This is a genomic window from Streptomyces sp. NBC_01268 (genome assembly GCF_036240795.1).
GTDB lineage: Bacteria > Actinomycetota > Actinomycetes > Streptomycetales > Streptomycetaceae > Streptomyces.
Window position 1 is genome coordinate 7,909,512 of the sequence record NZ_CP108454.1, and the last position, 24,488, is coordinate 7,933,999.

Sequence of the window (24,488 nt, forward strand, 5' to 3'; positions counted from 1 at the left end):
CCGGTGTCCCGGTGCGGTGTCTCACGCGCCCTTCACGCGCTCCCTGGTGACGCCGTCCCCCATGGGTCAGGCTTGCTGACCGTGCGTCACCCGTCCGCAATGCGGACGGGCCGTACGCGGAACCGCCGGACCAGACGAGAGGACCGGGTGCACGTGCCCGACGACACCACGCACACCACCTTCAGCTCCTTCCTCACCGAAGCCGTCACGGAGGCCGACGTCGCCCATGTCGCGGCGCACGGCCTGTGGGCGCCCGACGGGACGGTCGACCCCGACGCCGCCCGGATCGGCCAGACCCTGGCCGCGGCCATGGAGCCCGGGGGACGCACGGACCTGCTCACCGACGAACTCGCCGAGCTCGTCGGGCAGGTGCGGGGGATCGCCCTCCCGCTCGTCACCGCCATCGAGGCCGACGACGGCATCGCGCTCTCCGCCTTCACGCTCCGGCAGCTCGCCCCCGGACCGCACCCGCTGGTGGTCCTCCCGGCCGGCTGGTCGCCCTTCGGCTGGGCGCCCTTCATGTACGCGTACCTCACGCTCGCGCTCAAGGGCTACCACGTCATCGCGTACACGCCCCGCGGCCTCGGGCTCAAGGGCCTGCCCTCCACCTCCGAGGGCTTCATCGACGTGGCCGGGCCGAACGACTGGGCGGACGGCTCCGCCGTCGTCGACTACGCCGTCGAGCGCTTCGGGCCCACCGCCATCGGTTTCCTCGGCGAGTCGTACGGCTCCGGCATCAGCCAGCTCGTCGCCGCCCACGACGAGCGGGTGGCGGCCGTCGTCGCCCTGAGCACCTGGGGCGACCTCGCCACCGCGCTCTACGACAACGGCGTCCGCCACATCGCGGCCGTCAACGCCCTGCTCGCCCTGACCGGCGGCACGGTCGAGGAGAAGTTCGACGCGCGCAACCGCGCGATCCTCGCCGAGTTCCTGAACGGCCCCGACATGGACCGCGTGGTCGCCTGGGGGAAGCTGCGCGCCCCGCGCTCGTACCTCGCCCAGACCAACGACCACGGCACGCCGACCTTCTTCTCCCACACCTGGCACGAGAGCCTGTTCCCGGCCAACCAGGTCGTGGAGACCTTCGAGGGGCTCACCGTGCCCAAGCGGCTCAACATGTGGATCGGCGATCACGCCGTCCCGGAAGGGCGCGGCCTCATCGCCCCGCCGGCCAGGCCCGGTGACGTCAACCTCCCGATGCAGGAGGCGTACGCCTGGCTCGACCACCACCTCAAGGGCGAACGCAACGGGGTGGAGGACTGGCCCGCCGTCAGCAACCAGGTGATGTTCACCTACCGGACGGTCCCGCTGCGCGACCCGGAGACCGGCCGGCCGACCGCCGAGCGCGAGATCGTCGATCCGGCGCTGCGGGAGGGCCGGGCGAGCTGGAGCGAGGTGACCACCGGAACCGAGCGGCTCGTCCTGACCGGCGGCGGAGCGGGCGGGGCGGACGGCGGACTCGTCGCGGCGGAGGGGGCGGGCGTCGGGGAGACGGGCTGGGAGCGGTCCTTCATCGCCGGCGTCGACACCGCGGCCACCGCGATGGACAGGATCATGGAGACGGGCCGGAAGGAATGGGCCGGCAACCCGAAGACCTACGACACCCGGAAGATCGACCGCACCCACGCGCTGGTCTGGACGTCGGAGCCGCTGACCGCCGGCGGGGCAGGAAGGGCCGGTGGGGCCGGCGGGGCGGCGGCCCGGCGGATCCGCGGCATCCCGGTCCTGCGGCTGACCGTCCGCTCCTCGACCCACTCGGTGAGTCTCTTCGCCCACCTCTTCGACGTCGCGGAGGACGAGACGGCCCGGATCATCACGCACGAGCCGCTGAACGTCGACGATCTGGGGCCGGGCGAGGCGCGCGAGGTCGAGTGGCGCCTGCAGGCCGCCGCGTACGACCTGGCGGAGGGGCACCGGCTGATGCTGGTGATCGACAGCAAGGACCCGCTGTACGGGGACGTGTCGGTGGTCTGGACGCAGACCGTCGTCGTCGCCCCGGCGCGGCTGGAGCTGCCGCTGGGCTGAACGCGGGGGAGGGGACGGGCGTGCCGCCCGCCCCCTCCCGGGACCCGCTTCGGTCAGGCGCGGCCGTGGAAGTCGTAGCCGGCGTCGTCGATCGTCGTGGAGATCAGCGCGTCGTCCGGCTCGGCGCTGGTGTGGACGGTGACCAGGCCGGTGGAGATCTCCACGCTCACGGTGTCGACGCCGTCCAGGTCGCGCAGGGCCTCGGAGACGATCGCCTTGCAGTGACCGCTGTTGACACCGGAAACCTTGTACGTGGTGGAGAAAGCGGACATGGGAGCCTCCTGGGCTTGGCGTGTGCGCGTGATACCCCTGGGGGGTATTCCGTTGATCCATTTCTACCCCCAGGGGGTATCCCGCGCAAGGAGGAGTTCCGGCCGACCGGGTCAGGCCAGGGGCGCCAGGCCGAGGTGCTCCCGCAGGGTCGTCCCCGTGTACGCCGTGCGGTACGCCCCGCGCTCCTGAAGCTCCGGGACCAGCAGGTCCACGATGTCGTCCAGGCCGTCCGGAACCAGGTACGGCGAGATGTTGAACCCGTCCAGGGCACCGTGCCGCACCCAGTGGGCGAACCGGTCGGCGAGCCCCGCGGCGGTGCCCACGTGCCCGCGCTGGGGGCCCAGCTCGATCACCGCCTCCCGCAGTGACCACCCGTTGGCCTCCGCCTTCGCCCGCCACTCGGCGACCACACCCCGCGGGTCCGCGACCCGCGCCGAGCCGAACGCGCCGGTGTTCTCCTCGACGACCGGGTCCTCGGCGGGCAGCGGCCCGTCGGCGTCGCGCTCCGACAGGTCGATGTTCCACAGCCGGCTCGCGACGGCCAGCGCCGTCGCCGGGGTGACCTGCTCCAGCCGCACCCAGCGGGCCTTCTCCTCCGCCTCCTTCTCGGTCGCGCCGATGACGATCTCCGTCGCCGGCAGGATGCGCAGCGCGTCCGCGGGCCGGCCCGCCGCGCGCAGTCGCCGCCGGATGTCCTCGGCGAAGCCGAGCGCGTCGTCGAAGTCCCGCCCGTGCGCGGAGAAGATGACGTCCGCGTTGCGCGCCGCGAAGTCCCGGCCGTCCGGCGAGTCACCCGCCTGGAAGATCACCGGATGCCCCTGCGCGCTGCGCGGCAGCGCCGGCACCAGGTCGACGTCGAACTGCGCGCCCGCCGACCGCACCCGGCCTATCGTGCCCGGCACGGACCAGGTGCGGGCCTCGACGGAGTCGGTCACCGCACCGTCCGCCCAGCCGTCCCAGATGGCGCGGGCCACGGTCAGGAACTCCTCGGCGCGCCGGTAGCGGTCGGCGTGGTCCAGGAAGCCGCCGCGGCGGAAGTTGGCGCCGGTCCAGGCGTTGTCGGTGGTCACGACGTTCCAGCCGGCCCGGCCCTCGGAGAGCAGGTCGAGACCGGCCAGACGGTGGGCGAGGTCGCCCGGCTCGTTGAAGGTCGTGTTGGACGTGGAGACCAGGCCGATCCGGTGGGTGACGGCCGCGAGCGCGGCGAGCTGCGCGAGGGAGTCGGGGCGCCCGGCCACGTCCAGGTCGTGGATGTGTCCGTCGGTCTCGCGCAGCCGCAGCCCGTCGCCGAGGAAGAAGGCGTCGAACAGGCCGCGTTCGGCGGTCTGGGCGACCTTCCGGAAGGAGGCCGGGTCGATCTGCGAGCCGCTGGCGGGGTCGGACCAGATGGTCCAGTGGTTGACGCCCTGGAAGAAGACGCCGAAGTGCAGCTGGGCGTCGGGGCGGGGGACGTCGTGCGGGTCGGTGCCGGTCATCGGTTCCCCTCCCGGGTGGTGGCGGACGTGGCGGCGGAGGCCGTGGCGGCCGTGGTGGCGAAACGGCTCTCGGGGCGGGGGAGTCCGAGGGTGGTGCGCAGGGTGGTGCCCGGCAGCGGGCGTGCCGCCACCCGCCGTGCGAACAGCTCGGGCAGGACGAGCCGGGACAGCACCGCGAGGTCCTCGTCGAGGACCAGCGGGTGCAGGCGCACCCCGTCGACCAGGGCGCTCAACTCCTCCAGGAGATCGGCGAGTCCCCGCGCGGATCCGGTGTACCGCAGGCGGCCGGGCGGCCGGCCCGCACGCTCCTCCCACGGCGCGAACCGGTCCAGGTCCGCGATCCGCTCCGCGGCCGTCCCGCCCGGGGTGTCCAGGGCGATCTCGAGCTCGGCGAAGGCGAGCGGCGCGCCCGAGGCGGCGGCGGCCGCGCCGAGCAGCGCGGGCGAGGCGCCCTCGACGAGCGCCACGTCGACGAGCCCGGGCGGGACGAGCCCGGCGGGGGCCAGGACCACCGGCCTGCCCTGCGGCGGGCGCGGCACGATCGCCGGGCCCTTCACGCTGTACGTCTCGCCCTCGAAGTCGACGTAGTGCAGCCGCTCACGGTCGAGGTAGCGGCTCGTGGCGACGGACCGGACGACGGCGTCGTCCTCCCACGAGTCCCACAGGTCCCGCGCGACCTGGAGCCCGTCCACGGCCTCGCGGCGCAGCGCCGGTTCGCCCTCGACGCGGGGCCGCCCCCAGGCGCGGGCGGCCTCGGCGCTCTCCTCCACGCCGAGCACCCAGCCGGCCCGGCCCACCGAGACGTGGTCGAGCGAGGCGATCCGGGTGGAGACGTGGAACGGCTCGGCGTAGGTCGTCGCGAGGACCGGCGCGACGCCGATCACGCTCGTCGACGCGGCGATGAACGCGGCCCGCTCCACCGCCCCGATCCGCCCCGCGGGGCCGCCGACGGCGGCCGAGGCGGGCGGCAGGACGGAGTCGTCGAGGGTGACGAGGGTGAAGCCGGCGTTCTCGGCGACGGCCGCGACCTTGGCGATCCGGCGCGGCGTGAGCAGTTCTCCGGGGGCGTGGGCGGCGCGGCGCCACGCGGCGGGATGGGCACCGTCACCGTCGATCTCGACGGCCAGGTGCAGGGCAGGGTGAGGCATGGGGGTCCTTCCGGAACGACACGGCGAAACGCGACGGCGCGCCGCCCGGAGCCGTGAGGGCACGGCACGGCGGACGCCGGCCCGAGACCGCGCGCGGGCGCGGCGTCGGGGTGGGATTCAGCGGTGTGCGGAAGGACAGATGGCGGAGGCGGTGCGGCAGAAGTCGACATGCCGCCGGCAGCTCAGCAGAGCCCCCGCCCGCACGACACCACGACCGCGACGCGGCGCGGCGAGGGGTGCGGGCACGGGAGCCTCCAGGATCCGGAAGGGGATGTCCCAGCTTAGGCAGGCACGGTTCCGGGATGTCAAGGTGGTTCTGACTGGCGGACGTTCGGGCCGGGGCGGCCCTCCGCGTTACGCCCGGTACGGCGTGTTCGCCGCCGCCCAGTCGGCGAGCGCGCGGGCGCAGTCGGCCACCGACTCCCGCCAGCTGCGGGCCGCTCCCTCACCCGCCTCGTCGCTGACGTGCTTCACCAGGCGGAGCGGGACGCCGGCGAGGCCGGCCGCGGTGGCCAGGGCGTACCCCTCCATGTCGACCAGGGCGGCCCGGGCCGCGAGCCGCATCCGCGCGGCCTCGTCCGAGACGAAGGTGTCACCGGTGGCGAGGACCACGTCGCCGCCGGCGGGCAGGGTGAGCGGGGCGCCGTACGTCTCGCCGGTGAGAGTGGCGAGCAGCTCGCCGTCCAGGTCGTGCTGGATGACCGTGCCGACGACGTGGGTGCCGCTCCAGCCGGGGCGCAGCGCGCCCGCCGTGCCGAGGTTGACGACCTCGGAGGGGCGCGGCCCGCGGGCGAGCACGCTGGAGAGCGCCGTCGCCGCGTTGACCTTGCCCATGCCCGTGAGCAGGATCGGCAGATCCGTGTCGAGGTACTGCGCCTCCTCCTTGACCGCGAGGACGAGCAGGGGACGGCCGGCGGTGATCTCACCCGAGAGTTCCATGCGCCTCACGCTACCCGTACGGCGCAGCGGTCGGTGCTCAGACCGGGAGCAGGCGCCCGATGAGCTCCCCGAGCTGCCGCGCGTCCCGGCAGGGGCGCATGTCGACGAGCTCGGCGTAGGCGTGCGCGACCGAGTCGCCGGTCGACCACAGGGAGCGCTGCTCCGGATTGAGCCAGTACACCCGCCGGGCCCGCTCGGCGATCAGCGCGAGCGCCGGAAGCCGGGGGTCGCTGTTGTTGGTGCGGGCGTCGCCGAGCACGAACACGACGGTACGGGGGCCCAACGCGTCCAGGTAGCGCTCGGTGAACTCGTCGAGCGCCGTCCCGTAGTCGCTCTGCCCGTGCCAGCCGGTCACCGTGGCCTCGGCGAGGATCCGCGCACCGAGCCCGGCCGGGTCCGCCCGGCCCCGGGCCACCAGGTCCGTGACCTCGTCGGTGCGGTTGACGAAGGCGAAGACCCGGACCCGGCTGAACTGGTCGTGCAGCGCCTGCACCAGCAGCATGGTGAAGTGCGCGAAGCCCGCGACGGAGCCCGAGACATCGCACAGCAGCACCAGTTCGGGCCGCCCGGGCCGTCGCTGCCGCAGCACCGGGCGCATGGGCACGCCGCCGGTCGACAGGGAGCGCCGCAGCGTGCGCCGCAGGTCGATCTCCCCGCGGGCGGCCTTGCGGCGGCGCGCCGCGAGCCGGGTCGCGAGTCGCCGGGCCAGCGGGCGCACCGTACGCCGCAGCTCGTCGAGCTGGTCCCGGCCGGCGAGCAGGAAGTCGATCCGGTCGGGCGTCGTGCCGACCGCCCGGCGGGCCACCCGGTCCCGGCCCTGGCGCTCGGCGACCCGGCGGCGCGCCTCGGTGCGCACGCGGGCGCGGAAGTCCTCGATGCGGCGCCGGATCTCGTCGTCGGTCAGCCGGTCCGCGAACTCCGGCTCCCCGTCGGCGCCCTCGCGCAGCATCGCCCGGACCCGGACGAGCAGCGTCTCGGGCCGCAGCCGGGACAGCGTCTGGTACGAGGACCAGCCGTCCGAACCGGGGGAGGAGCCGTATCCGCCGAGCCCGCCGACCGCCTCGCCGGCCAGCTGGTTCAGGGCCGCGTCGTCGCCGGCCGCGAGCGCGGCGGCGAGCCGCTCGCGCAGCTGCTCGCGCAGGTCGGCGGGGTCGGCGGATCGGCCGGCTGCCGGGTCGTCGTCGCCCGAGCCCGCGCCCGGCGGGTCGCCCTCGGGCCCCGTCCGCCCGTGGGCCTCGGCTCCGGGCAGCGCTTCGACGAGCGGGAAGTACAGGTCGAAGACCCGGTCGAAGACGGGGCGCCGGTCCTCGCCGTGCAGGAGCGTGGCGGCGAGCGCCGCCCGCATCCGCTCCCGGTCGTCGAACCCGACGGCTTCGAGGGCGAGCCCCGCGTCGACGGTCTCGCCCGTGCCGATCCCGAAGCCGTGCGCCCGCAGCGCCCGCACCAGGCCGGTGACCCGGTCGGCGGCGGTCACAGCGCGTCCAGGTCCAGCTTGGCCGCGGCCTTCAGGATGTCCTCCTGGTGCTTGAGGATGACACCGAGGCTGCTGCGCACGACCTCGTCGGACAGCGTGTCCGCGCCGAGCGCGAGCAGGGTGCGGGCCCAGTCGACGGTCTCCGCCACCGAGGGCGCCTTGCGCAGGTCCATGGCGCGCAGCGCGCCCACGACCCTCACCACCGAGGCGGTGAGGGCCTCGTCGATGCCGGGCACCTTGTCGCGGACGATCCGCCGCTCCAGCTCCTCCTCGGGGAATCCGATGTGGAGGAAGAGGCAGCGCCGGCGCAGGGCCTCGGAGAGCTCGCGGCTGGCGTTGGAGGTGAGGACGACGAAGGGGCGCCGGGTGGCGGAGATGGTGCCCAGCTCGGGCACGGTGACCTGGAAGTCGCTCAGCACCTCCAGGAGCAGGCCCTCGACCTCGACGTCGGCCTTGTCGGTCTCGTCGACGAGCAGGACGGTGGGCTCGTCGGAGCGGATCGCGGTGAGCAGCGGGCGGGGGAGCAGGAACTCCTCGCCGAAGATGTCGGTGCGGGTCTCGTCCCAGCTCTCGCCGCGGCCCGCGGTGATCCGCAGCAGCTGCTTGGCGTGGTTCCACTCGTACAGGGCTCGGGACTCGTCGACGCCCTCGTAGCACTGGAGGCGCACCAGGCGCGCTCCGGCGACCTGGGCGACGGCCTTGGCGAGTTCGGTCTTGCCGACCCCGGCGGGGCCCTCGACGAGCAGCGGCTTGCCGAGCCGGTCGGCCAGGAAGACGGTGGTGGCGACGGCGGGCGAGGCCAGATAGCCGGTGGCGGCGAGCCGCTCGGCGACCTCGTCGACGGAGTGGAAGTACCCGGTCGTCATTGCTGTTCCCCCGGAGATACACGTGAGTTACCGGCCAGTAGTGTCAGGGTACCCGCGGGGTGCCCCCACGTGAGGGGTGTCGGCCCCGAACATCGGGTGGCGGTCCTGACCGGCCGCGGGACCCGCGCCCGCGTCCGACCCGCGTCCGACCCGCGTCCGACCCGCGTCCGACCCGCGTCCGACCCGCGTCCGCCCCTGCCCGTGCCTCGCGGAGGGTGACCCCGGCCTGGTCCGGGGGGTGCCGCGCGCGCGGCGGTCGGGCCGCTGATGGAATGGGGGTGAGGGGAACGGCGGTGGAGGTGCGGTGGCGGAGCGAGCTGGGGAGCGGGCCTGGCCGGAAGGGGAGTACGAGGCCGTCCTGGCCCGGCTCGACGCCATGGAGCACGCGGCGGCGGAGATAGGCACCGCGCTCGACGAGCGGACCGTCTGCGCGGAGCTGGCGGACTTCCTCGTCCACCGGGTCGCCGACGCGGCGGACATCGACCTCCGACCGCTCGACGGTGCCCCGCCGCTGCGGGCCGCGGCCGCCGGAGACGCCGGGCTGATGGACGGATCGCCCGTGCCCGCGGTGCTCGTGCTGCCGATGCTCGCGAGGGACGGGGCGGACCTGGGGCGGGTACGGGTGGCCAGGAGCGGGCGCGCGTTCACGGAGCACGAGAGCGCGGTCGTCGCCCATGCCGTACGACTCGCCGCCCTGCACCTCGGCCACGCCCGCCGGCTGGCCGCCACCGAGGCCACCGCCCTGCACCTGCAGCGCGCCCTGGTCGCCGAGCCGGGCCGGCCGCACCCCAACCTGGAGATCGCCGGGCGCTACCTCCCGGCCGGTCCGCGCACCCTCGTCGGCGGCGACTGGTTCGAGACCGTGCGGCTCCACTTCGGGCGCAGCCTGCTCGTGGTCGGCGACGTGATGGGACACGGCCTCGACGCCGCCGTGGACATGAACGCCTACCGGAGCGCCCTGCGCGAGGTCGCCGGCACCGACCTGCCCCCGCACCGGGTGCTGCGCCAACTGGACGCCGTCGTCGCCGAGGACGAGGGCCGCAGGCCCGCGACCTGCCTGCTGATCCAGGTCGACCCGGCCCGCTCGACGGCGACCTTCGCCAGCGCGGGCCACCTCCCGCCGGTCGTCTTCGCCGCCGACGGCTCGGCCGAACTCGTGGACCTCCCGGTGGGCCCGCCGCTCGGCACCGGCCTCGGCGGCTACGAACCCGCCGTCCGCACCGTCACCCCTGCCGACACCCTGCTGATGTTCACCGACGGCCTCGTCGAACGGCGCGGCGAGGACATCGACCACTCCCTCGCCCGGCTCGCCGCACTCCGGCTGCCGGCAGGATCCGGCCCGGAAGCCGTAGTCGACGAGGTGCTCCGCCGGCTCGACGCCCACACCGCGGAAGACGACGTCGCGGTGCTCGCCGCCCGGGTCCGCGAACGCCCCGCACCCTGAGCGGAGTCGACTGTTGTGCGCCTCGGCGGGATTCTTTCCGCAGGACGCTTGTGCACGCCCCCGGGGAGGGGCACGCTCCTCGTATGAACACAGCCAGGCACGCCAGTGAACGCCTGATGAGCTGGCCCTCGCTGATCGCCGACCGCGCGCCCTGCGGCGCCGAGCTCGGACTGCGCACCGCGACGCAGGAGATCGTGCACTTCCACGGTGAACACGAGGCCGACGTCCACCTCACCCGTGCCATGATCGCCCGGCTGCGCCCGGCCCTCCTCGGGTCGAGCGCGCTGCGCCTGCGGGCCGGCTCCGGCTGGGTGACGGTCCGTCTGGACATGGGCTCGGACATCGACCTGCTGGCCACGCTGGTGAGCGCGGCCCTCCAGGCGACCGGCGAGCCCTATCCGGCCCACGACCCGGCCCCGGACCACTGCACGCGCACCCGCATACGCTGCTGACGAGCCGCCCGGGCGCTAGCCCACCGGGAAGATCATGCACGTGCTCGTCGCGTGACCGAGCAGCCGGTCCTGGGCGTCGTACAGGCCCGCCTCGGCGAGCGCCGTGCGCCGGCCCTGGCTGAGGACCGTGCCGATCGCGCGGACCTTGCCGGTGTCCTTGGTGATCGGCCGCAGGAATCGGGTCGACAGGTCCAGCGAGGTGTACGCCATGCCCTGGGGGAGCGTGGAGTGCACCGCGCAGCCGGCCGCCGAGTCGAGCAGCGTCGCGTACACGCCCCCGTGCACGCTGCCGATCGGGTTGTAGTGCTCCTCGCCCGGCTCGAAGCCGAACACGGCCCGGCCGTGCTCCACCTCGTCCAGGCCGAAGCCCATCAGGGCGCCGAGCGGAGCCGCGGGGAGGCGGCCCGCGGCGATCTCGCGCAGGAAGTCCAGTCCCGCCATCCTGCCCGCGGCGTCCGCGGTGGCCGCCGCGTCCTGCCAGTGCACCGTCCGTGACCGCTCCATCGTGCTTCCTTCCGCCGGGGCCCGTCGGTGGCCCGGAGTGCCCGTGATCCTTTGATTCCCACCTGACTTCGAAGATCGAAGCTAGAGGGGGTCTCGGCTGACTGTCAACATCGCAGCCAGCTGACTAGAGTGTGACGATGCAGTACCTGGAGATGGACACCGAGAACTGCCCGGTCCGCCGCGCGCTCGACGTCGTCGGCGAGAAGTGGTCCCTGCTGATCCTGCGGGACGCCTTCAACGGGGTGCGCCGCTACGACGACTTCCGCCGCCACCTCGGACTCTCCGAGGCCGTCCTCGCCGACCGGCTCCGCAAGCTGGTCGCCGCCGGCATCCTCCGCGTCGAGCCCTACCGCGAGCCCGGCGCGCGCACCCGCTCCCAGTACCGCCTGACACCCAAGGGACGTGACCTGTGGCCCGTCCTGCTCGCCCTCAAGCAGTGGGGCGACAGCCACGCCGGAGACCCCGCCGGCACCCCCCTGGACATCCGCCACACCGAATGCGGCGCCCCCGTCCGCGTCGAGGTCGTCTGCACCTCCGAGGAGCGCGCGACCCTCACCCCCCGCGAGGTGACCGTCCGCCCCGGCCCCGCCGCCCGCCCCCGCCACCCCTGACCCACGCGAGCACGCTCCGCCGCTCCCGACCGCCCGGCCCCGACCGGTCCCGACTCCACCCGATCGGCGGCATGCCGGACGGGTTCGGCCGACGAGCGGGGTACTCGACGAGACATGCCCCCCACTTCCGGTGCGCCGCACGACAGAGCCCCCGCCGAGCACGGCCACTGGTTCCACCGGCTCCACGAACGCGTCCTCGCCTCACCGGTCGGACTCGCCTGGAACCGCGGGCGCGAGATGGAACTCATGCACCGCGCCATGGGGTTCGCCGCACTCAGCCTCCTCACCCTCGTCCCCCTCCTCATCGTCGTGGCCGCCGCCGACCTCGCCAGCGGCCAGGGCTTCGCCCGCTGGCTCATCCAGGGGCTGGGCGTCTCCCAGGTCTCCCAGGAAGAGGTCGAGCGGCTCTTCGGCCAGCCGGGGCAGGCCCTCCAGCGCACCACCGCCTTCGGTCTCGCCGCCCTCGCCGCCTTCGGCGTGACCTTCGGCTCGGCCGTCCAGACCGGCTACGAACGGGTCTGGGACCTGCCCACCGCCCGCTGGCACACCATGTGGCGCCACGTCGTCTGGCTCGCCGTCCTCGTCGCGGCCCTGCTCCTCTTCGTCGCCAACCCGGCCCCCGAGGACTCGCCCGCCGGCGTCACCGTCCTCGTCGCCCTCGGCGACCTCGTCGGCACCTTCCTCTTCTTCTGGTGGTCCCAGCGCTTCCTCCTCTGCGGCCGCATCCGCTGGCGCGCCCTGCTGCCCGGCGCCGTCCTGACCGCCCTCGGCCTCCTCGGCCTGCGGGTCTTCTCCCAGTTCGTCTTCTCCCCGCTCATCGCCTCCAACGCCGTCACCTACGGCCAGTTCGGCACCGTCCTCGTCCTGCAGTCCTGGCTCGTCGGCGTCGGCTTCGTCGTGTATGGGGGCGCCCTCGCCGGCCGCCTCGTCCACGAGTACCTCCTCCCGCGCCGCCTGCGCCGCGCCGCGCGCGACACGGTCGGCCCCGGCCCCCGGCGCCGCTGAGCTCACTGGTCCCGGTGCTGCACCGAGAACACCGTCACCGCCGCGGCGGCCAGCGCCCACGCCCCGTACACCAGCCACGCCCCGCCGACCGTCCAGGGGAACGGCGCGGGCCAGTCGCCGATCTGCAGCAGCCGCTGCCAGGCCTTCTGTGGCTGCAGGTGGGCCAGCACCGCCGACCAGTGACGCTTCTCGCTGATCACGGCCGGCACCACCAGGAGCAGCACCACACTCGACACGATCGTCGACGCGCTGTTGCGCAGCAGCGTCCCGAGCGCCATCCCCACCAGCGCACTCACCGGCGCGAGCAGCGCCGACGCCACCACGATCCGCACGGCTCCGGGATGGCTGATCGGCAGGCCGACGCCGTGGACCGACAGAATGGCCTGACTCGCCCAGAACGACATCCCGGCGACCACCAGGCCGAAGCCGGTCATCACCGCCGTCACCACACCGACCTTCGCGGCCATCACCGAGCGACGGGCCGGCACCGCGGCGAAGGTCGTGCGGATCTGCCCGCTGCCGTACTCGCCGACCACCGTCATCGCGCCCATCGAGGCGGTCGCGAGGATCAGCACCATCCCCGCGTTCCCCGTGAACGCGTCCAGCAGCGCCATGCCCTCCCGGACGAACTGCGCCTGACTCTCGGCGTCGTACGCCGTCCAGTACCGGTAGTGGTCCCAGGCCTGGCCCGCGTTGAACCCGATCACCACCAGCGCGCCCAGGAGCAGCGACCAGCCGGTCGAGCGCAGCGACCACAGCTTGAGCCACTCGGACGCCAGCAGGTCACGGAAGCGGGCGCGGGGGTCCGCCACGGGAAGGGCGAGCGCGGTCATCGGACGTCTCCTGCCAGGTACTCGACGCTGTCGGCGGTCAGTTCCATGAATGCCTCCTCCAAGGAGGACGTGCGGGTCGTCAGCTGGTGCAGCGGCACCCGGTGGCCGAGGGCGAGGTCGCCGATCCGGGCGGCGCTCAGCCCCGTCACCGTGAGGAGCCCGCCGTCCTCCGCCTCCACCGCCGCGCCCTCCGCGACGAGCAGGGCGCTCAGCGCCTCGGCCGCGGGCGTGCCGACCGTGACGCTCAGTCGCGTGCCGCGCGCCGCGAACGCGGTGAGGCTCTCCGCCGCGATGAGCGCACCGCGGCCGACCACCACGAGGTCGTCAGCGGTGTGCTCCATCTCGCTCATCAGATGACTGGAGACGAAGACCGTGCGCCCCTCGGCCGCCAGCCGTCGGAACAGGCCCCGCACCCACTTCACACCCTCCGGGTCCAGGCCGTTCAACGGCTCGTCGAAGAGCAGCACCGGCGGATCGCCCAGCAGCGCCGCGGCGATCCCCAACCGCTGCCGCATGCCCAGCGAATAGCCCCCGATCCTGCGCCGGGCGGCGCCCGCGAGCCCGACCTCTTCGAGGAGTGCGTCGACCCGGGCCCGCGGGATCCGGTTGCTCCGCGCGAGTATCCCCAGATGCGCCCGGGCCGTCCGGCCGCCGTGCACGTCCCCCGCGTCGAGCAGGGCACCCACGTGCCGCAGGCCGCGGGGCAGCGCGCGGAACGGGCGACCGGACACGGTCACCGAACCGCCGGTCGGCGCGTGCAGCCCGAGGATCATCCGCAGCGTGGTGCTCTTGCCCGCCCCGTTGGGCCCGAGGAAGCCCGTCACCCGGCCCGGGTGGACGGTGAACGTGAGTGAATCGACGGCGGTCGTGGCGCCGTACCGCTTGGTGAGGTCCCTGACTTCGATCATGACACCACCGTGCCGCCCGGACCCCACCACCCACATCGGACCACGGACGACATTCCCGCCCGACCGTTGTCACCCCAGGGTGTACCCCTCAGGGTCAATGTGCCGGACCCGCCCCGCGTCTACGATCACCGTATGTCCGCCACCCCGCCTCCACCGGCGCTGAAACGGCTGCCGCCGGGCGCTTTGGCGGCCGCCGGCTGGGCCGCCGGCCTGCTGTTCACCCTGCTGCTCCGGCTCCGGCTGCCAGGCCAGCGATCCGCCGACGTCCCGGCCGGCGTGTTCATCGCCCGCTGGGACGGCATCTCGATCCTCGCCCTCTCCACCCTCCTCGCGCTGAGCGGTTGCGCCCTCCTCGCCCGGCGGCCGCTGACCGCGGTCGCCTTGCTGCTCGCCGCCGCGGCGGCAGCCTCCTTCCCCCTCGGCGTGGGCGAGATCCCTCTCGCCCAGTTCCTCGCCGTCGACGTCGCGCTCTACGCGGTCGCCGCGACCCGCCCGGCGCGCGCCGGGACGGCAGCCCTGCTCCTCTCCCTCGGCACCCTCGCCGGCTATCTCGGCACCCGACTGCTCCTCGGCTGGGCCGTGGGCACCACGGCCGAGCTCGCCGTCGCCCTCACCGCCGTCATCGCCTGGCTCCTCGGCCGCTCTGCCCGCCAGTCCCGCAGCCACGCCGCGCAGGCCCGCGACCAGGTCGCGGAGCGGGCCGTCACCGCCGAACGGCTGCGGATCGCCCGTGAGATGCACGACATGGTCGCCCACAGCATCGGCATCGTCGCCCTCCAGGCCGGTGCCGCCCGACGGGTCATCGACACCCAGCCCGACCGCGCCCGCGAAGCGCTCACCGAGGTGGAGAAGGCCAGCCGCGAGACCCTCGCCGGACTGCGCCGGATGCTCGGCGCCCTGCGCCGGGCGGACGCCGTCGGGAGCGGGCGGCCCGCACACCTCCCCGAGATGCCCGGACTCGCCGACCTGGAGCGGCTCGCCGAGGCCACCACCGCCGCGGGCGTGCCCGTGCGCGTCCGCACGGTCGGCGAAGCACGACAACTGCCCCCGGAGATCGACCTTTCGGCCTTTCGCATCGTCCAGGAGGCCGTCACCAACGTCCTCCGCCACGCGGCCGAAGCGTCTTGTGAGGTCACCGTCTTCCACGGCGCCGACCTGGTCACCCTCACCGTGGAGGACGACGGCCCCGGCCCCCGGGCCGGCGCGCGGACCCCGGGTTCCGGCCTCGGTCTCGCCGGCATGCGCGAGCGCGTCACCCTGCTGCACGGAGAGTTCACCGCCGGGCCCCGTCCCGGCGGGGGCTTCCGCGTCCACGCCCGCCTGCCCATACCCACCGGAGTGCACGTCCCATGACCCAGGCCCCTTCCCCCTCCCGGCCCGCTGCCCCGAGCCCCGCCCCCGCGCCCGTCCGTGTCGTGCTCGCCGACGACCAGCCGCTCGTGCGCACCGCCCTGCAGATGGTCATCACCGACGCTCCCGACCTCGACGTCGTCGGCGAGGCGGGTGACGGAGCGGAGGCCGTGCGGCTCGTCGAGGAGACCGGAGCCGACGTCGTCGTCATGGACCTGCGCATGCCCGGTATGGACGGCATCGAGGCCACCCGGCTGCTGACGAGCGGCGGAGGTCCCGTCCGCGTGGTGGTCCTGACCACCTTCGACGACGACGACAACGTCTACGCGGCGCTGCGCGCCGGAGCCTCCGGGTTCCTCGTCAAGGACATGGCGCTGGAGGACATCCTGGCCGCCGTCCGGGTCGTGGCCTCCGGTGACGCCCTGATCGCCCCGAGCGTCACCGGGCGCCTGATCAAGGAATTCGCCGACCGTCCGTCCGCTCCCGGTGCGCGACGCAGCGCCGAGCGGCTCGCCGGGCGGGTCACCGAGCGGGAGCGGGAGGTCCTGACCCTCGTCGGACGCGGGCTCTCCAACGCCGAAATCGCCGCCGAGCTGCATCTCAGCGTGGCCACCGCCAAGACGTACGTCACCCGGCTGCTGGCCAAGCTGGACGCCCGTGACCGGGTGCAGCTGGTCATCCTCGCGTACGAGACGGGTCTGGTCTCCGCCTCGTGAACCGAAGTGATCACACGATCCGGTGATGCCTCCCCGTGGCGCCCGGCCGGGCCACGCCGACCGCTTGGATGGGAGGTGATCCCACCGCTCCGTCGAGAGAGAGCCGCCCATGGCGAACACCTGGCTGCCGCCCGCCGAGTACATCGCGACGCTGCCGCGAGCGACCGCGTACGCATGCCTCTACTTCACCGACACCCAGGGCCGTCCGTTCCAGCTGCGCGCCACCTACGAGACCGGGCTGTGGCAGTGGCCCGGCGGGAACATGGACCCGGGGGAGACGCCCTGGGAGACCGCGGTACGGGAGTGCCGCGAGGAGACCGGTCTGGTCTACGAGGGGGAACCGCGGCTCCTCGGGACGCACTTCACCTGTGACCGCGGCGAGCACTGGCCGGCCAACCACATCGGCTTCATCTTCGACGGCGGCGAGCTGACCGACGCCCAGATCGCCGCGGTCGTCCTCGACCCCGAGGAGCACAGCGCGTACCGGCTGCGGACGCTCGCGGAGTGGGAGCGGGAGATGCACCCGCAAAACTTCCGGCGGCTCGCCGAGATCGACCGGGCCCGTCGGACGGGCACGACGGTGTACGTGGAGACGACCGAGGACCTCTGACCGGCCGGACCACGAGGACGAGGACGGGGGCGGGGCCGACTCTGTGGACGGTCCCGCCCCGGGACGGACGGTAGGGGGGCTCACCTCGGGCAACCGGCCGGGTGGTGGGCGATGTCGAGCACGAAGCGCTCGGGCGAGTGCAGGGTGAAGGACTTGAACACGGGCTTGCTGTCGAAGGCCGCTCCGATGGTCACCACGCCCTCGAAGTCGCCGGTCAGGGCGACGCCCTTGAGGGCGGGCAGGTGGATCCGCGTGAGCCGGGGCCCCTGGTAGACGGACCGTCCGGACTGATCGTGGGCGGCGGCGGGCGAGAGCTTGATCTCCAGGAAGAACCTCCCCGCGAGCGGGACCCGGTGCCCGGAGCCGTCGTAGCGCAGCACCTTCACCGGTCGGACGCTCACCGGGGGCAGGGCGCCCCGGACGTCGACGACCAGCCGGTCGAAGGTGGAATGGGTGCCCCAGCGGACGTCGACGACCTGGGCCGTGGCCGGAGGGCGCGTCGTACGGGGCGGGGCGGCCCCGGCGTCGGCCGGGATCGTGGCGCCGATCCCGGCGGAGAACACGATGCCCGCGGCCGCGGCCGCGAGACTCTGACGGTGAAGCATGGCGTCCCCCGGATCTCTTCTGCGATGGGGACAGTGGTGTCACTGGGAAAGACATTCGCCCCAGCCGTATGGTTCCGTCCTATTTGCGAATTTCCGGACTTGATGCAGTATGCGCGAGAGAAACTGCTCGGCAGCCGTAACCTCGGCGCCGCTCGGCAGTTGACCAGGCCATGAAGAAGCGCAGCATGCTCGCCATCGCCTCCCTCGCCGCCGGTGTCGTCACCGCCCTCGTCTCCCCGGCCCCGCACGCCGACGCCGCGGCGCCCGGCCCTGGCGACGCCGTCACCGGCCTCCTCCAGGACGACCAGGTCCTGCAGGACGACCAGGGCGTCGGCTCGCTCCTCGACGACACCGTCCAGGGCGCCGACGGCGCCGTCCAGGCTCCGGAGGCCGGCGGCCTCATCTGACGACGGGCGGTCCCACCACCCGGCCGGGGGTGGCCCGTGCGCGAGGAGTGCCGGAGGAATGACAGGATGTCCTCATGAGCGAGAACGTTTACTTCGACATCACCATCAACGACGAGCCGGCCGGCCGGATCGTCTTCAAGCTGTTCGACGACGTCGTCCCGAAGACGGCGCGCAACTTCCGTGAGCTGGCCACCGGCGAGCACGGTTTCGGCTACGCGGGCTCCCCGTTCCACCGCGTCATCCCCTCCTTCATGCTCCAGGGCGGTGACTTCACCAACGGCAACGGCACCGGCGGCAAGAGCATCTACGGCGAGAAGTTCGCGGACGAGAACTTCACCCTCAAGCACGACCGCCCGTTCCTGCTGTCGATGGCGAACGCCGGCCGCAACACCAACGGCTCGCAGTTCTTCATCACCACCATCGTGACCGACTGGCTCGACGGCAAGCACGTCGTCTTCGGCGAGGTCGTCGAGGGCTCGGACCTCGTCAAGAAGATCGAGGGCCTCGGCTCCCAGTCCGGCGCCACCAAGGCCAAGATCAAGGTCGCCGAGTCCGGCATCGTCAAGGCCTGACCCGACCGCACCGGCCCAGGCCGAGCAGTCCACCGACCCGCCCCCGTGCCCCAGGCCCGGGGGCGGTCGAGCGTGACACAGGCGCGCCGGCGCCCATCGGGATGCGCCGCGCCGCCACGGCCGGTAGGTTCGGAAACCAGCACGGTCCGCGGCCCACGCCGCGTCGACCCCACGCCGTACCGGGAGGTGAGCCCCACATGCACGAGCAGTACCCCGCACGGGCCCTCCCCGCCGCCGCGTCACGCTGACCCGCGCCGGGAGCGCCCGCACCGTCGAGCACTCCCCAGCGAAGGAACCATGAACGCCACCCCCTTCCGGATCTCCGTGTCCGAGGATGTCCTGCGCGATCTGCGCGCCCGACTCACCCGTACGCTCTACACCGAGCCGTCCGACTCCACCTACTGGGCCGCGGGCACCGACCCCGGCTGGCTGCGCGAGCTCGTCGCCCACTGGGCCGACGGCTTCGACTGGGCCAAGGCCGAGGCACAGCTGAACGCCTTCCCGCACTTCCGCGCCGACATCGCCGGCCGCGCCGTGCACTTCGTCCACCTGCGCGCCCGGCGAGGTGCCGCCCCCGAAGGGCCCGCGCCGCTGCCGCTCGTCCTCACCCACGGCTGGCCGAGCAGCTTCGTGGAGATGCTGCCGCTCGCCGAACGGCTCGCCGACCCGGCCGCGCACGGCGGAGACCCGGCCGACGCCGTCGACGTCGTCGTCCCGTCGCTGCCCGGATTCCTCTACTCGGACCTTCCCGACGGCCCGTTCACCCGCCGGGGCGCCGCCGAGACCTGGCACACCCTGATGACCCAGGTGCTCGGCTACGAGCGCTACGGAGCCTTCGGCGGCGACATCGGGGGCGGTGTCACCCAGTGGCTCGGCGCGCTGCACCCGGAGGCGGTCGCGGGCGTGCACATCACCTCCGCCGTCGTCTCGGCGGACTTCGCCGCCCAGCCGCCGACCGCCCGGGAGCGCACCTACCTGGACGCCCTCGCCGCCTACGAGGAGGGGGACCAGGGCTACAGCGAGATCATGTGCACCCGGCCCGACACCCTCGCGGCCGCCCTGCGCGACTCGCCGGCGGGGCTGCTGGCCTGGATCGCCGACAAGTACCGCGACTGGAGCGACTGCGGCGGCGACCTGGAGAAGCGCTGGGACCGCGAGAGCCTGTTGACCGTCGCCACCCTCTACTGGGCGACGGGCACGATCGGCTCCTCCTTCCGGCAGTACTACGACTACCACCACAACCGGACCGTGCCGCCCGTCCGGGTCCCGGCGGCCGTCACCCTCAGCCACGAACCCGCCTACGCCGACTACCCCCGCAGCCTCGCCGAGCGGGTCTTCCGTGACCTGAGGCACTGGAGCACCCCGGGCCGCGGCGGCCACTTCATGGCCTACGAGGAACCCGACCAGGTCGCCGGAGAACTGCGCGCCTTCTTCCGGCCGCTCAGCTGAGGGCGCGGGCCAGGGCGCGGGCGAAGCCGTCCGGATTGTCGATCATCATGTTGTGACCGGCCGCCGGGACCTCGATCACCGGTACGCCCAGGCCCGCGACCTTCTCGGCGTCGGCGTCCGGCAGGCTGAGCGAGCCGACCAGGAAGGCCTTCGGGCGCTGGAGCGCCGCGAGCAGCTCGCCGGGCGCCGCGACCGAACTCTCCACCAGGGCCACCGCGCTGCGGTGCACGGCGAGCGGATCGGCGAGCCGGAGACGTGCCGCGTAGTCCGCCCGGTCCTGGGCCGCCACCATCGCGGCGAAGCCCTCGCGGACGAAGGACTCCTCGTCCTGCGCCGCGACGGGGGTGGAGAACGCGCCCCCGCCCGGATACAGGTTGGGCTCGGCCACCACGAGACGGTCCACCAGATCCGGGCGGGAGGCGGCCAGATGGACGGCGACGGCGCCGCCCATCGAGTGCCCGACGAGCTCGACGCCGGTCAGTCCCTCGTGGTCGAGGATCCGGGCGACGGCCGCCGCCTGCGACTCCATGCGGTAGTCGAAGGTGTGCGGCCGGTCGCTCAGCCCGTACCCCAGCAGGTCCACCAGGAGTGAGCGGCGGCCGGCGAGCGCCGGATGGGTGGCGATGTGCGCGAAGTCGGAGCCGCCCGTGCACCCGAGACCGTGAACGAACACCCGCGCGGGCCCCTCGCCGGGCAGATCGAGCCAGCGCACGTGCCCCTGCGCCTCCGTCAGAAACAGCTCCCGCATGGCCCCTCGCTCCTCGTCACGCCTCGTCGGCCCGGCTCCCCACCGGTGCCGATCACCCTACGAGGCGGCACTGACAACGACCCGGAACGACGTCTCGCGCCAGCGATCCGGGGCGACGCCCCCCGGGTAGCGGCCTCGGACAGCGGCCTCGGACAGCCCCCTCGGACGCCCGTCGCACGGCAGCGACTCACGCGAAGGCGAAGGCGTTGCGCTCCGCCCAGGCCGAGAAGGGGCGTCCGGGGCGCCCGAGCACCCGCTCCACGTCCGGGCTCACCCGCCGCTCGTCGGCGCGCGGCTCGCCCATGACGTCCAGCATCCCGTCCACGGCCGCCTCCGGCAGGAACCGCACCAGCTCCGCCCGCGCCTCGGCCCGGGACTGCGCCACGAACCGCACCGGCGCGCCCACGGCGCCCGCCAGCGCCGCCTGTTCGCGCGGGGTGACGGCGGCAGGGCCCGTCAGCACGTACGTACGCCCGTGGTGGACGTCCTCGCGCAGGGCCGCCGCCGCCACGTCGGCGATGTCCGCCGGGTCGACGACCGGCATGGCCACGTCGGCGAAGGGCGCGGCGACGCTCCGAGCGGTCCGCACGGACTCGGCCCACAGGAAGGCGTTGGAGGCGAAGCCGGAGGGGCGCAGCACGGTCCATTCCAGACCGGAGGCGCGCACCGCCGCCTCGAACTCCCTCAGCGGGCCGTGCGACGCCGACTCCGGCCGGGTGCCGAGGAGCTGTGAGGACTGCAGGACGAGCCTGCGCACCCCCGCGGCCACCGCCGCGTCCACGATCTCGCGCGGACGCAGCTCCTCGCCGACGCCGCCGACCAGCAGGTACACCGCGTCGGCGCCGTCGAACACCGCCTTCAGCCGCTCCGGGCGGCCCAGGTCCGCCACCTGGTGGCGCACCCCGGCGGGCAGTGCGGCCTCCGGGGCGCGGCGGCTCACCGCCGTGACGTCCTCGCCGGCCGCGGCCAGCGCCTCCACCAGCGCGCGGCCGACGTTCCCGGTGGCTCCGGTGACAACGATCATGATCGATTCCTTCCGAGGAGAGACGAAGAGACGACCGGGTGGAACGGGAGCGCCCCGCCGCGGTCATGACACTCATCCTGGAAGGTGAACAGGCCATCCTCTGGCCAGTTATGGGAGCGGGTTCAGCTCTCCTCGCCGAAGCGGCGTTCGAACTTCGCGATCCGGCCCTCGCTGTCCACGGTCCGCGCCTTGCCCGTGTAGAAGGGGTGGCTCTCCGAGGAGATCTCGACGTCCACCACCGGGTAGGTGTTGCCGTCGTCCCACTCGATGGTCTGGTCGCTGCTCGCCGTGGAACGGGTCAGGAAGGCGAACCCGGCGGAGCGGTCCCGGAAGACCACGGGCCCGTACTCCGGCTGCTTGTCCTGCTGCACTTGTCCTCCTCGGACGGCCTGACACGGTTCCCCCGGTGGTCCCAGCCTCTCCGGGCCCGGCCCCGGCGACCAGCGCCGCACGCCCGACCGGGTGACGGCCGCCGCCCCCGGGACGCGGTCAGGAGTGGTGCTCGTGCGGCCGCCAGCGGGCCGCCAGGAGCAGGGCGATGTCGTCCGGGCGGTCGGCGGACTGGCGGGCCTCGCGGATCAGGCGGTCGGCGGTGTCCGGGAGCGCGGCGGTGCCCGTGGCGGCGAAGGTACGCCGCAGGCGCTCGATGCCCTCGTCGATGTCGGTGCCCGGGCGTTCCACCAGACCGTCCGTGAAGAGCGCCAGGACCTCGCCGGGGTCGAGGTGCAGCCGCGTCACCGGATAGGTAGCGGTGCTGTCCACCCCCAGCACCACACCGCCCGCGAGCTCCACCACCTCCGTGGTGCCGTCGGCCCGCCGGACGAGCGGCTGCGGGTGCCCCGCCCGGGCCGCCTGCACCGCACCCGTCTCCGCGTCGAGCACCACGTAGCAGCAGCTCGCGAACTGGCCGGGGTCCAGGTCGATCAGGAGCCGGTTGGTGCCCCGCACCACGTCCTGCGGCCGGTGCCCGCCCAGGGCGAACGCCCGTACCGCGCTGCGCAGCTGGCCCATCGTGGCGGCGGCGGCCACCCCGTGGCCCTGCACGTCGCCGATGACCAGCGCCAGTTGCCCCTGGCGGCCCGTCTCGATCACGTCGTACCAGTCGCCGCCCACCTCCATGCCCTCGGTGCCCGGCAGATAGCGCCCCACCGTGTCCACGCCCTCGTGCACCGGCAGCCGGTGGGGGAGCAACGCGTCCTGGAGACCGCGGGCGAGCGCCGACTCGGAGTCGTAACGCTGGGCCCGTTCCAGGGCCTGGGCGATCAGCCCGGCGAGCGCCGTGAGCACCGTCCGCTCCTCGGCGGTGAAGCCCCGGGGCCGGTCGAAGCCGAGGATGCACGATCCCACCGGCCGCCCCGAGGCGATCAGCGGCAGGAACGCCCGCGCACCCGAGTGCGCGTCCAGCGGCAGCCCCGGATAGGCCGCGCCCAGCTGCTCCATCGACTCGAAGAACAGCGGGCGGCCCGTCGTCAGCGTCTCCACCCCCGGCATCCGCGCGTCCAGCCGCACCCCGTCGAAGGGCTCCAGGAACCCCGTCGGGAAGCCCGTCTCCCAGGCCAGGTAGAGATGCCGCTCGCTCAGCAGGTAGATCGCGAGCTGCCGGCCGCCGAAGGCCGGCAGGAGCTCCTCGGTGACCACCGCCGACACCTGCCGGGCCGTCACCGCCTCCGACAGCGCGATGGCGAGCGCCACCGGACGGTAGAGCGCCGCGGCCCTCCCCTCCGGGGAGAGCCCGTCGGCGTCGTCGACCTCGGCGCCCGCCGGCCGGTGCGCCGGATCGCTCTCCGGGACCAGCACCATCGTCACCCCGTCGTGCCCCGGGTACAGCGACACCGACAGCCACTCGCCACGCCCCGGGTGGGCCAGGAAGTGCGTCGGCCGGTCCGAGAGCAGCGCCCCGCGCAACTGCTCCTCGTGGTACGGATGCGCGAACCAGGGCAGCGCGTCCCACAGCGGACGCCCGGCCAGGGCACGGCGCGGCATGCCGAGCAGCGACTCCGTCCGGTCGTTCAGATAGGTGATCCGGCCGAGCCGGTCGATCGCCAGGATCGCGCGGGGCAACCGGTCGGTCGCGTCCGAGCCGACGAGCCCGGTCCCGAGGTCGACCAGCGAGCCGGTCAGGACCTTGCCTCCGCTGCCGCCCGGCACCGTGCGCGCGGTCACCTCCAGCAGGTGCAGTCCGCCGTCGGGCCCCTTCAGGCGGATCCGGCGCGCCGCGGGACCGCCCGAGCCCGCCGCCTGCCGGGCCAGCGCCCACAGCGCGTAGGAGTCCTCCGGCATGAGCCGGGAGGTCAGCGCGTCGACGGTCCAGGGGAACGGGGTCGTCTCCCCGAGGATCGCCCGCAGACCCGCGTCGGCCGTGACCGTCCCCGTGTCCAGGTTCCAGTCGAAGTAGCCGATCCGTACCGGGGGCGACGTCCGGGTCGGCAACTGGACGCCGACCGGCTCGCCGGGCCACTCCACCGTCGTCCCGGCCGCTTCGAGGGCCGCGAGCTCCGCCCCGAGCAGCCGAGCCTCCTGGAGCATCCGGCCCCGGTCCCGCGCGGCCACCGGCACCCCCGGCGTCGGGGCCCGCAGCACCACCAGCACCCCGTACCGCTCCCTGCCGCCGACGACCGGCGCGTACAGGGAGGCGAAGGGGAACGGCAGGCTCGCCACCAGTTGCGGGAAGAGCCGCATGGCCTCCTCCACGTCCCCCAGGTGCACCGGCTGCCCGGACCGGTGGGCCTCCGCCACCGGGAACGGCCGGTTGATGTGCATCCGCCACCACGGGCGGAACAGCGGCCCCGGTAGCCCCGCCAGCATCGCGAGCCGCAGCAGCCCCGGCGTACCGGACCGCAGATAGACCCCGCCCGCGTACCCGCCGACCGCCTCCACCGCCCGCAGCGCCGACTCCGTGAGGACCAGCGCCAAGGCGTCCGGCACCCGCCCGTCGACGCCGGCGCCCCGGGACGGGGGGCCGGCCTCGGCCGACGGGGCGGGACCGGCCGCGCCGTACGACGTCACACAGCCAGGATGCTCCGGCCCGCGGGGCCCACGCATCCGGAGGT

The 24,488-nt window shown here is 74.0% G+C and carries 25 protein-coding genes; 11 read left to right on the forward strand and 14 right to left on the reverse strand.

Annotation, left to right across the window (positions count from 1 at the left end; translation table 11 throughout):
- The first annotated feature begins 153 nt into the window (after positions 1–153).
- Complete coding sequence (locus OG309_RS35360) at positions 154–2,025, forward strand: alpha/beta fold hydrolase (protein WP_329427299.1); 1,872 nt, start codon at positions 154–156, stop codon at positions 2,023–2,025.
- A 53-nt stretch (positions 2,026–2,078) separates the two neighbouring features.
- Here OG309_RS35360 and OG309_RS35365 read toward each other — a convergent pair whose 3' ends face one another.
- The 6 genes from OG309_RS35365 to OG309_RS35390 all read right to left on the reverse strand — a co-directional run bounded on the left by OG309_RS35365 (position 2,079) and on the right by OG309_RS35390 (position 8,200).
- The gene (locus tag OG309_RS35365) at positions 2,079–2,297 is read right to left on the reverse strand and encodes a heavy-metal-associated domain-containing protein (RefSeq protein ID WP_329427301.1); all 219 of its coding nucleotides are present in this window, start codon (positions 2,295–2,297) and stop codon (positions 2,079–2,081) included.
- 111 nt (positions 2,298–2,408) lie between these two features.
- Positions 2,409–3,773 carry an NtaA/DmoA family FMN-dependent monooxygenase gene (locus OG309_RS35370; protein WP_329427303.1) on the reverse strand — a complete coding sequence of 455 codons (1,365 nt, stop codon included), beginning with the start codon at positions 3,771–3,773 and terminating at the stop codon, positions 2,409–2,411.
- Positions 3,770–4,921 (reverse strand): LLM class flavin-dependent oxidoreductase, encoded by a 1,152-nt coding sequence (locus OG309_RS35375; protein ID WP_329427304.1) that lies wholly within the window; start codon positions 4,919–4,921, stop codon positions 3,770–3,772. The genes OG309_RS35370 and OG309_RS35375 overlap by 4 nt, the downstream gene beginning before the upstream one ends.
- Before the next feature lie 354 nt (positions 4,922–5,275).
- A complete protein-coding gene (locus OG309_RS35380) occupies positions 5,276–5,860 on the reverse strand; it encodes a nucleosidase (protein WP_329427306.1) in 585 nt (194 codons plus the stop codon).
- Positions 5,861–5,897: 37 nt separating this feature from the next.
- Entirely contained in the window at positions 5,898–7,334 is a 1,437-nt protein-coding gene (locus tag OG309_RS35385; protein WP_329427307.1) for a vWA domain-containing protein, read from the reverse strand.
- Positions 7,331–8,200: an AAA family ATPase gene (locus OG309_RS35390; protein ID WP_329427309.1), complete on the reverse strand. Its 870-nt coding sequence runs from the start codon at positions 8,198–8,200 to the stop codon at positions 7,331–7,333. Before OG309_RS35390 ends, OG309_RS35385 begins: the two co-directional genes overlap by 4 nt.
- A 304-nt stretch (positions 8,201–8,504) precedes the next feature.
- Here OG309_RS35390 and OG309_RS35395 point away from each other — a divergent pair, with 304 nt between their 5' ends.
- Positions 8,505–9,644, forward strand: coding sequence for a PP2C family protein-serine/threonine phosphatase (locus OG309_RS35395; protein WP_329427311.1), 1,140 nt, complete (start codon positions 8,505–8,507; stop codon positions 9,642–9,644).
- Positions 9,645–9,727: 83 nt separating this feature from the next.
- A complete protein-coding gene (locus OG309_RS35400) occupies positions 9,728–10,096 on the forward strand; it encodes a luciferase domain-containing protein (RefSeq protein ID WP_329427312.1) in 369 nt (122 codons plus the stop codon).
- A 15-nt stretch (positions 10,097–10,111) separates the two neighbouring features.
- On the opposite strand, the gene OG309_RS35405 is transcribed toward OG309_RS35400, so the two are convergent.
- Positions 10,112–10,600: a PaaI family thioesterase gene (locus OG309_RS35405; protein ID WP_329427314.1), complete on the reverse strand. Its 489-nt coding sequence runs from the start codon at positions 10,598–10,600 to the stop codon at positions 10,112–10,114.
- 137 nt (positions 10,601–10,737) lie between these two features.
- Here OG309_RS35405 and OG309_RS35410 point away from each other — a divergent pair, with 137 nt between their 5' ends.
- Both OG309_RS35410 and OG309_RS35415 read left to right on the forward strand, forming a co-directional pair.
- Positions 10,738–11,211, forward strand: a complete 474-nt coding sequence (locus tag OG309_RS35410; protein ID WP_329427316.1) for a winged helix-turn-helix transcriptional regulator — start codon at positions 10,738–10,740, stop codon at positions 11,209–11,211.
- A gap of 114 nt (positions 11,212–11,325) precedes the next feature.
- Positions 11,326–12,216, forward strand: a complete 891-nt coding sequence (locus OG309_RS35415; RefSeq protein WP_329427317.1) for a YhjD/YihY/BrkB family envelope integrity protein — start codon at positions 11,326–11,328, stop codon at positions 12,214–12,216.
- A gap of 2 nt (positions 12,217–12,218) precedes the next feature.
- Here the strand turns inward: OG309_RS35415 and OG309_RS35420 are convergent, their stop codons facing one another.
- Together OG309_RS35420 and OG309_RS35425 are read right to left on the reverse strand one after the other, a co-directional pair.
- Positions 12,219–13,049, reverse strand: a complete 831-nt coding sequence (locus OG309_RS35420; RefSeq protein ID WP_329427319.1) for an ABC transporter permease — start codon at positions 13,047–13,049, stop codon at positions 12,219–12,221.
- Entirely contained in the window at positions 13,046–13,957 is a 912-nt protein-coding gene (locus OG309_RS35425; protein ID WP_329427320.1) for an ABC transporter ATP-binding protein, read from the reverse strand. Before OG309_RS35425 ends, OG309_RS35420 begins: the two co-directional genes overlap by 4 nt.
- A 132-nt stretch (positions 13,958–14,089) precedes the next feature.
- Here OG309_RS35425 and OG309_RS35430 point away from each other — a divergent pair, with 132 nt between their 5' ends.
- The 3 genes from OG309_RS35430 to OG309_RS35440 all read left to right on the forward strand — a co-directional run bounded on the left by OG309_RS35430 (position 14,090) and on the right by OG309_RS35440 (position 16,633).
- Positions 14,090–15,310: a sensor histidine kinase gene (locus OG309_RS35430; protein WP_329427322.1), complete on the forward strand. Its 1,221-nt coding sequence runs from the start codon at positions 14,090–14,092 to the stop codon at positions 15,308–15,310.
- Positions 15,307–16,023, forward strand: coding sequence for a response regulator transcription factor (locus OG309_RS35435; RefSeq protein ID WP_329427324.1), 717 nt, complete (start codon positions 15,307–15,309; stop codon positions 16,021–16,023). Before OG309_RS35430 ends, OG309_RS35435 begins: the two co-directional genes overlap by 4 nt.
- 109 nt (positions 16,024–16,132) lie before the next feature.
- Positions 16,133–16,633: an NUDIX hydrolase gene (locus OG309_RS35440; RefSeq protein ID WP_329427326.1), complete on the forward strand. Its 501-nt coding sequence runs from the start codon at positions 16,133–16,135 to the stop codon at positions 16,631–16,633.
- 80 nt (positions 16,634–16,713) lie between these two features.
- On the opposite strand, the gene OG309_RS35445 is transcribed toward OG309_RS35440, so the two are convergent.
- Positions 16,714–17,238 (reverse strand): AMIN-like domain-containing (lipo)protein, encoded by a 525-nt coding sequence (locus OG309_RS35445; RefSeq protein WP_329427327.1) that lies wholly within the window; start codon positions 17,236–17,238, stop codon positions 16,714–16,716.
- A 170-nt stretch (positions 17,239–17,408) separates the two neighbouring features.
- On the opposite strand from OG309_RS35445, the gene OG309_RS35450 reads away from it, so the two are divergent.
- From OG309_RS35450 to OG309_RS35460, 3 genes are all read left to right on the forward strand, one after another.
- The gene (locus OG309_RS35450; RefSeq protein WP_329427329.1) at positions 17,409–17,645 is read left to right on the forward strand and encodes a hypothetical protein; all 237 of its coding nucleotides are present in this window, start codon (positions 17,409–17,411) and stop codon (positions 17,643–17,645) included.
- A 74-nt stretch (positions 17,646–17,719) separates the two neighbouring features.
- The gene (locus OG309_RS35455) at positions 17,720–18,217 is read left to right on the forward strand and encodes a peptidylprolyl isomerase (protein WP_329427331.1); all 498 of its coding nucleotides are present in this window, start codon (positions 17,720–17,722) and stop codon (positions 18,215–18,217) included.
- Between the two features lie 297 nt (positions 18,218–18,514).
- Complete coding sequence (locus OG309_RS35460; RefSeq protein ID WP_329427332.1) at positions 18,515–19,666, forward strand: epoxide hydrolase family protein; 1,152 nt, start codon at positions 18,515–18,517, stop codon at positions 19,664–19,666.
- Here the strand turns inward: OG309_RS35460 and OG309_RS35465 are convergent.
- From OG309_RS35465 to OG309_RS35480, 4 genes are all read right to left on the reverse strand, one after another.
- On the reverse strand, positions 19,659–20,414 hold the full coding sequence (locus tag OG309_RS35465; protein WP_329427334.1) for an alpha/beta fold hydrolase: 756 nt from the start codon (positions 20,412–20,414) through the stop codon (positions 19,659–19,661). The genes OG309_RS35460 and OG309_RS35465 overlap by 8 nt on opposite strands.
- 187 nt (positions 20,415–20,601) lie before the next feature.
- Positions 20,602–21,438, reverse strand: a complete 837-nt coding sequence (locus OG309_RS35470; RefSeq protein ID WP_329427336.1) for an NAD(P)H-binding protein — start codon at positions 21,436–21,438, stop codon at positions 20,602–20,604.
- A 122-nt stretch (positions 21,439–21,560) separates the two neighbouring features.
- On the reverse strand, positions 21,561–21,809 hold the full coding sequence (locus OG309_RS35475; protein ID WP_329427337.1) for a type B 50S ribosomal protein L31: 249 nt from the start codon (positions 21,807–21,809) through the stop codon (positions 21,561–21,563).
- 118 nt (positions 21,810–21,927) lie between these two features.
- Positions 21,928–24,444, reverse strand: a complete 2,517-nt coding sequence (locus OG309_RS35480) for a SpoIIE family protein phosphatase (RefSeq protein WP_402543721.1) — start codon at positions 24,442–24,444, stop codon at positions 21,928–21,930.
- Between the last annotated feature and the right edge of the window lie 44 nt (positions 24,445–24,488).

Coding starts and splice junctions, on each gene's coding strand:
- OG309_RS35405 (WP_329427314.1), bottom strand. CDS start 10,600: ATGGAGCGGTCACGGACGGTGCACTGGCAGGACGCGGCGGCCACCGCG.
- OG309_RS35435 (WP_329427324.1), top strand. CDS start 15,307: ATGACCCAGGCCCCTTCCCCCTCCCGGCCCGCTGCCCCGAGCCCCGCC.
- OG309_RS35410 (WP_329427316.1), top strand. CDS start 10,738: ATGCAGTACCTGGAGATGGACACCGAGAACTGCCCGGTCCGCCGCGCG.
- OG309_RS35425 (WP_329427320.1), bottom strand. CDS start 13,957: ATGATCGAAGTCAGGGACCTCACCAAGCGGTACGGCGCCACGACCGCC.
- OG309_RS35470 (WP_329427336.1), bottom strand. CDS start 21,438: ATGATCGTTGTCACCGGAGCCACCGGGAACGTCGGCCGCGCGCTGGTG.
- OG309_RS35460 (WP_329427332.1), top strand. CDS start 18,515: ATGAACGCCACCCCCTTCCGGATCTCCGTGTCCGAGGATGTCCTGCGC.
- OG309_RS35390 (WP_329427309.1), bottom strand. CDS start 8,200: ATGACGACCGGGTACTTCCACTCCGTCGACGAGGTCGCCGAGCGGCTC.
- OG309_RS35455 (WP_329427331.1), top strand. CDS start 17,720: ATGAGCGAGAACGTTTACTTCGACATCACCATCAACGACGAGCCGGCC.
- OG309_RS35400 (WP_329427312.1), top strand. CDS start 9,728: ATGAACACAGCCAGGCACGCCAGTGAACGCCTGATGAGCTGGCCCTCG.
- OG309_RS35375 (WP_329427304.1), bottom strand. CDS start 4,921: ATGCCTCACCCTGCCCTGCACCTGGCCGTCGAGATCGACGGTGACGGT.
- OG309_RS35430 (WP_329427322.1), top strand. CDS start 14,090: ATGTCCGCCACCCCGCCTCCACCGGCGCTGAAACGGCTGCCGCCGGGC.
- OG309_RS35465 (WP_329427334.1), bottom strand. CDS start 20,414: ATGCGGGAGCTGTTTCTGACGGAGGCGCAGGGGCACGTGCGCTGGCTC.
- OG309_RS35450 (WP_329427329.1), top strand. CDS start 17,409: ATGAAGAAGCGCAGCATGCTCGCCATCGCCTCCCTCGCCGCCGGTGTC.
- OG309_RS35365 (WP_329427301.1), bottom strand. CDS start 2,297: ATGTCCGCTTTCTCCACCACGTACAAGGTTTCCGGTGTCAACAGCGGT.
- OG309_RS35445 (WP_329427327.1), bottom strand. CDS start 17,238: ATGCTTCACCGTCAGAGTCTCGCGGCCGCGGCCGCGGGCATCGTGTTC.
- OG309_RS35420 (WP_329427319.1), bottom strand. CDS start 13,049: ATGACCGCGCTCGCCCTTCCCGTGGCGGACCCCCGCGCCCGCTTCCGT.
- OG309_RS35380 (WP_329427306.1), bottom strand. CDS start 5,860: ATGGAACTCTCGGGTGAGATCACCGCCGGCCGTCCCCTGCTCGTCCTC.
- OG309_RS35370 (WP_329427303.1), bottom strand. CDS start 3,773: ATGACCGGCACCGACCCGCACGACGTCCCCCGCCCCGACGCCCAGCTG.
- OG309_RS35415 (WP_329427317.1), top strand. CDS start 11,326: ATGCCCCCCACTTCCGGTGCGCCGCACGACAGAGCCCCCGCCGAGCAC.
- OG309_RS35440 (WP_329427326.1), top strand. CDS start 16,133: ATGGCGAACACCTGGCTGCCGCCCGCCGAGTACATCGCGACGCTGCCG.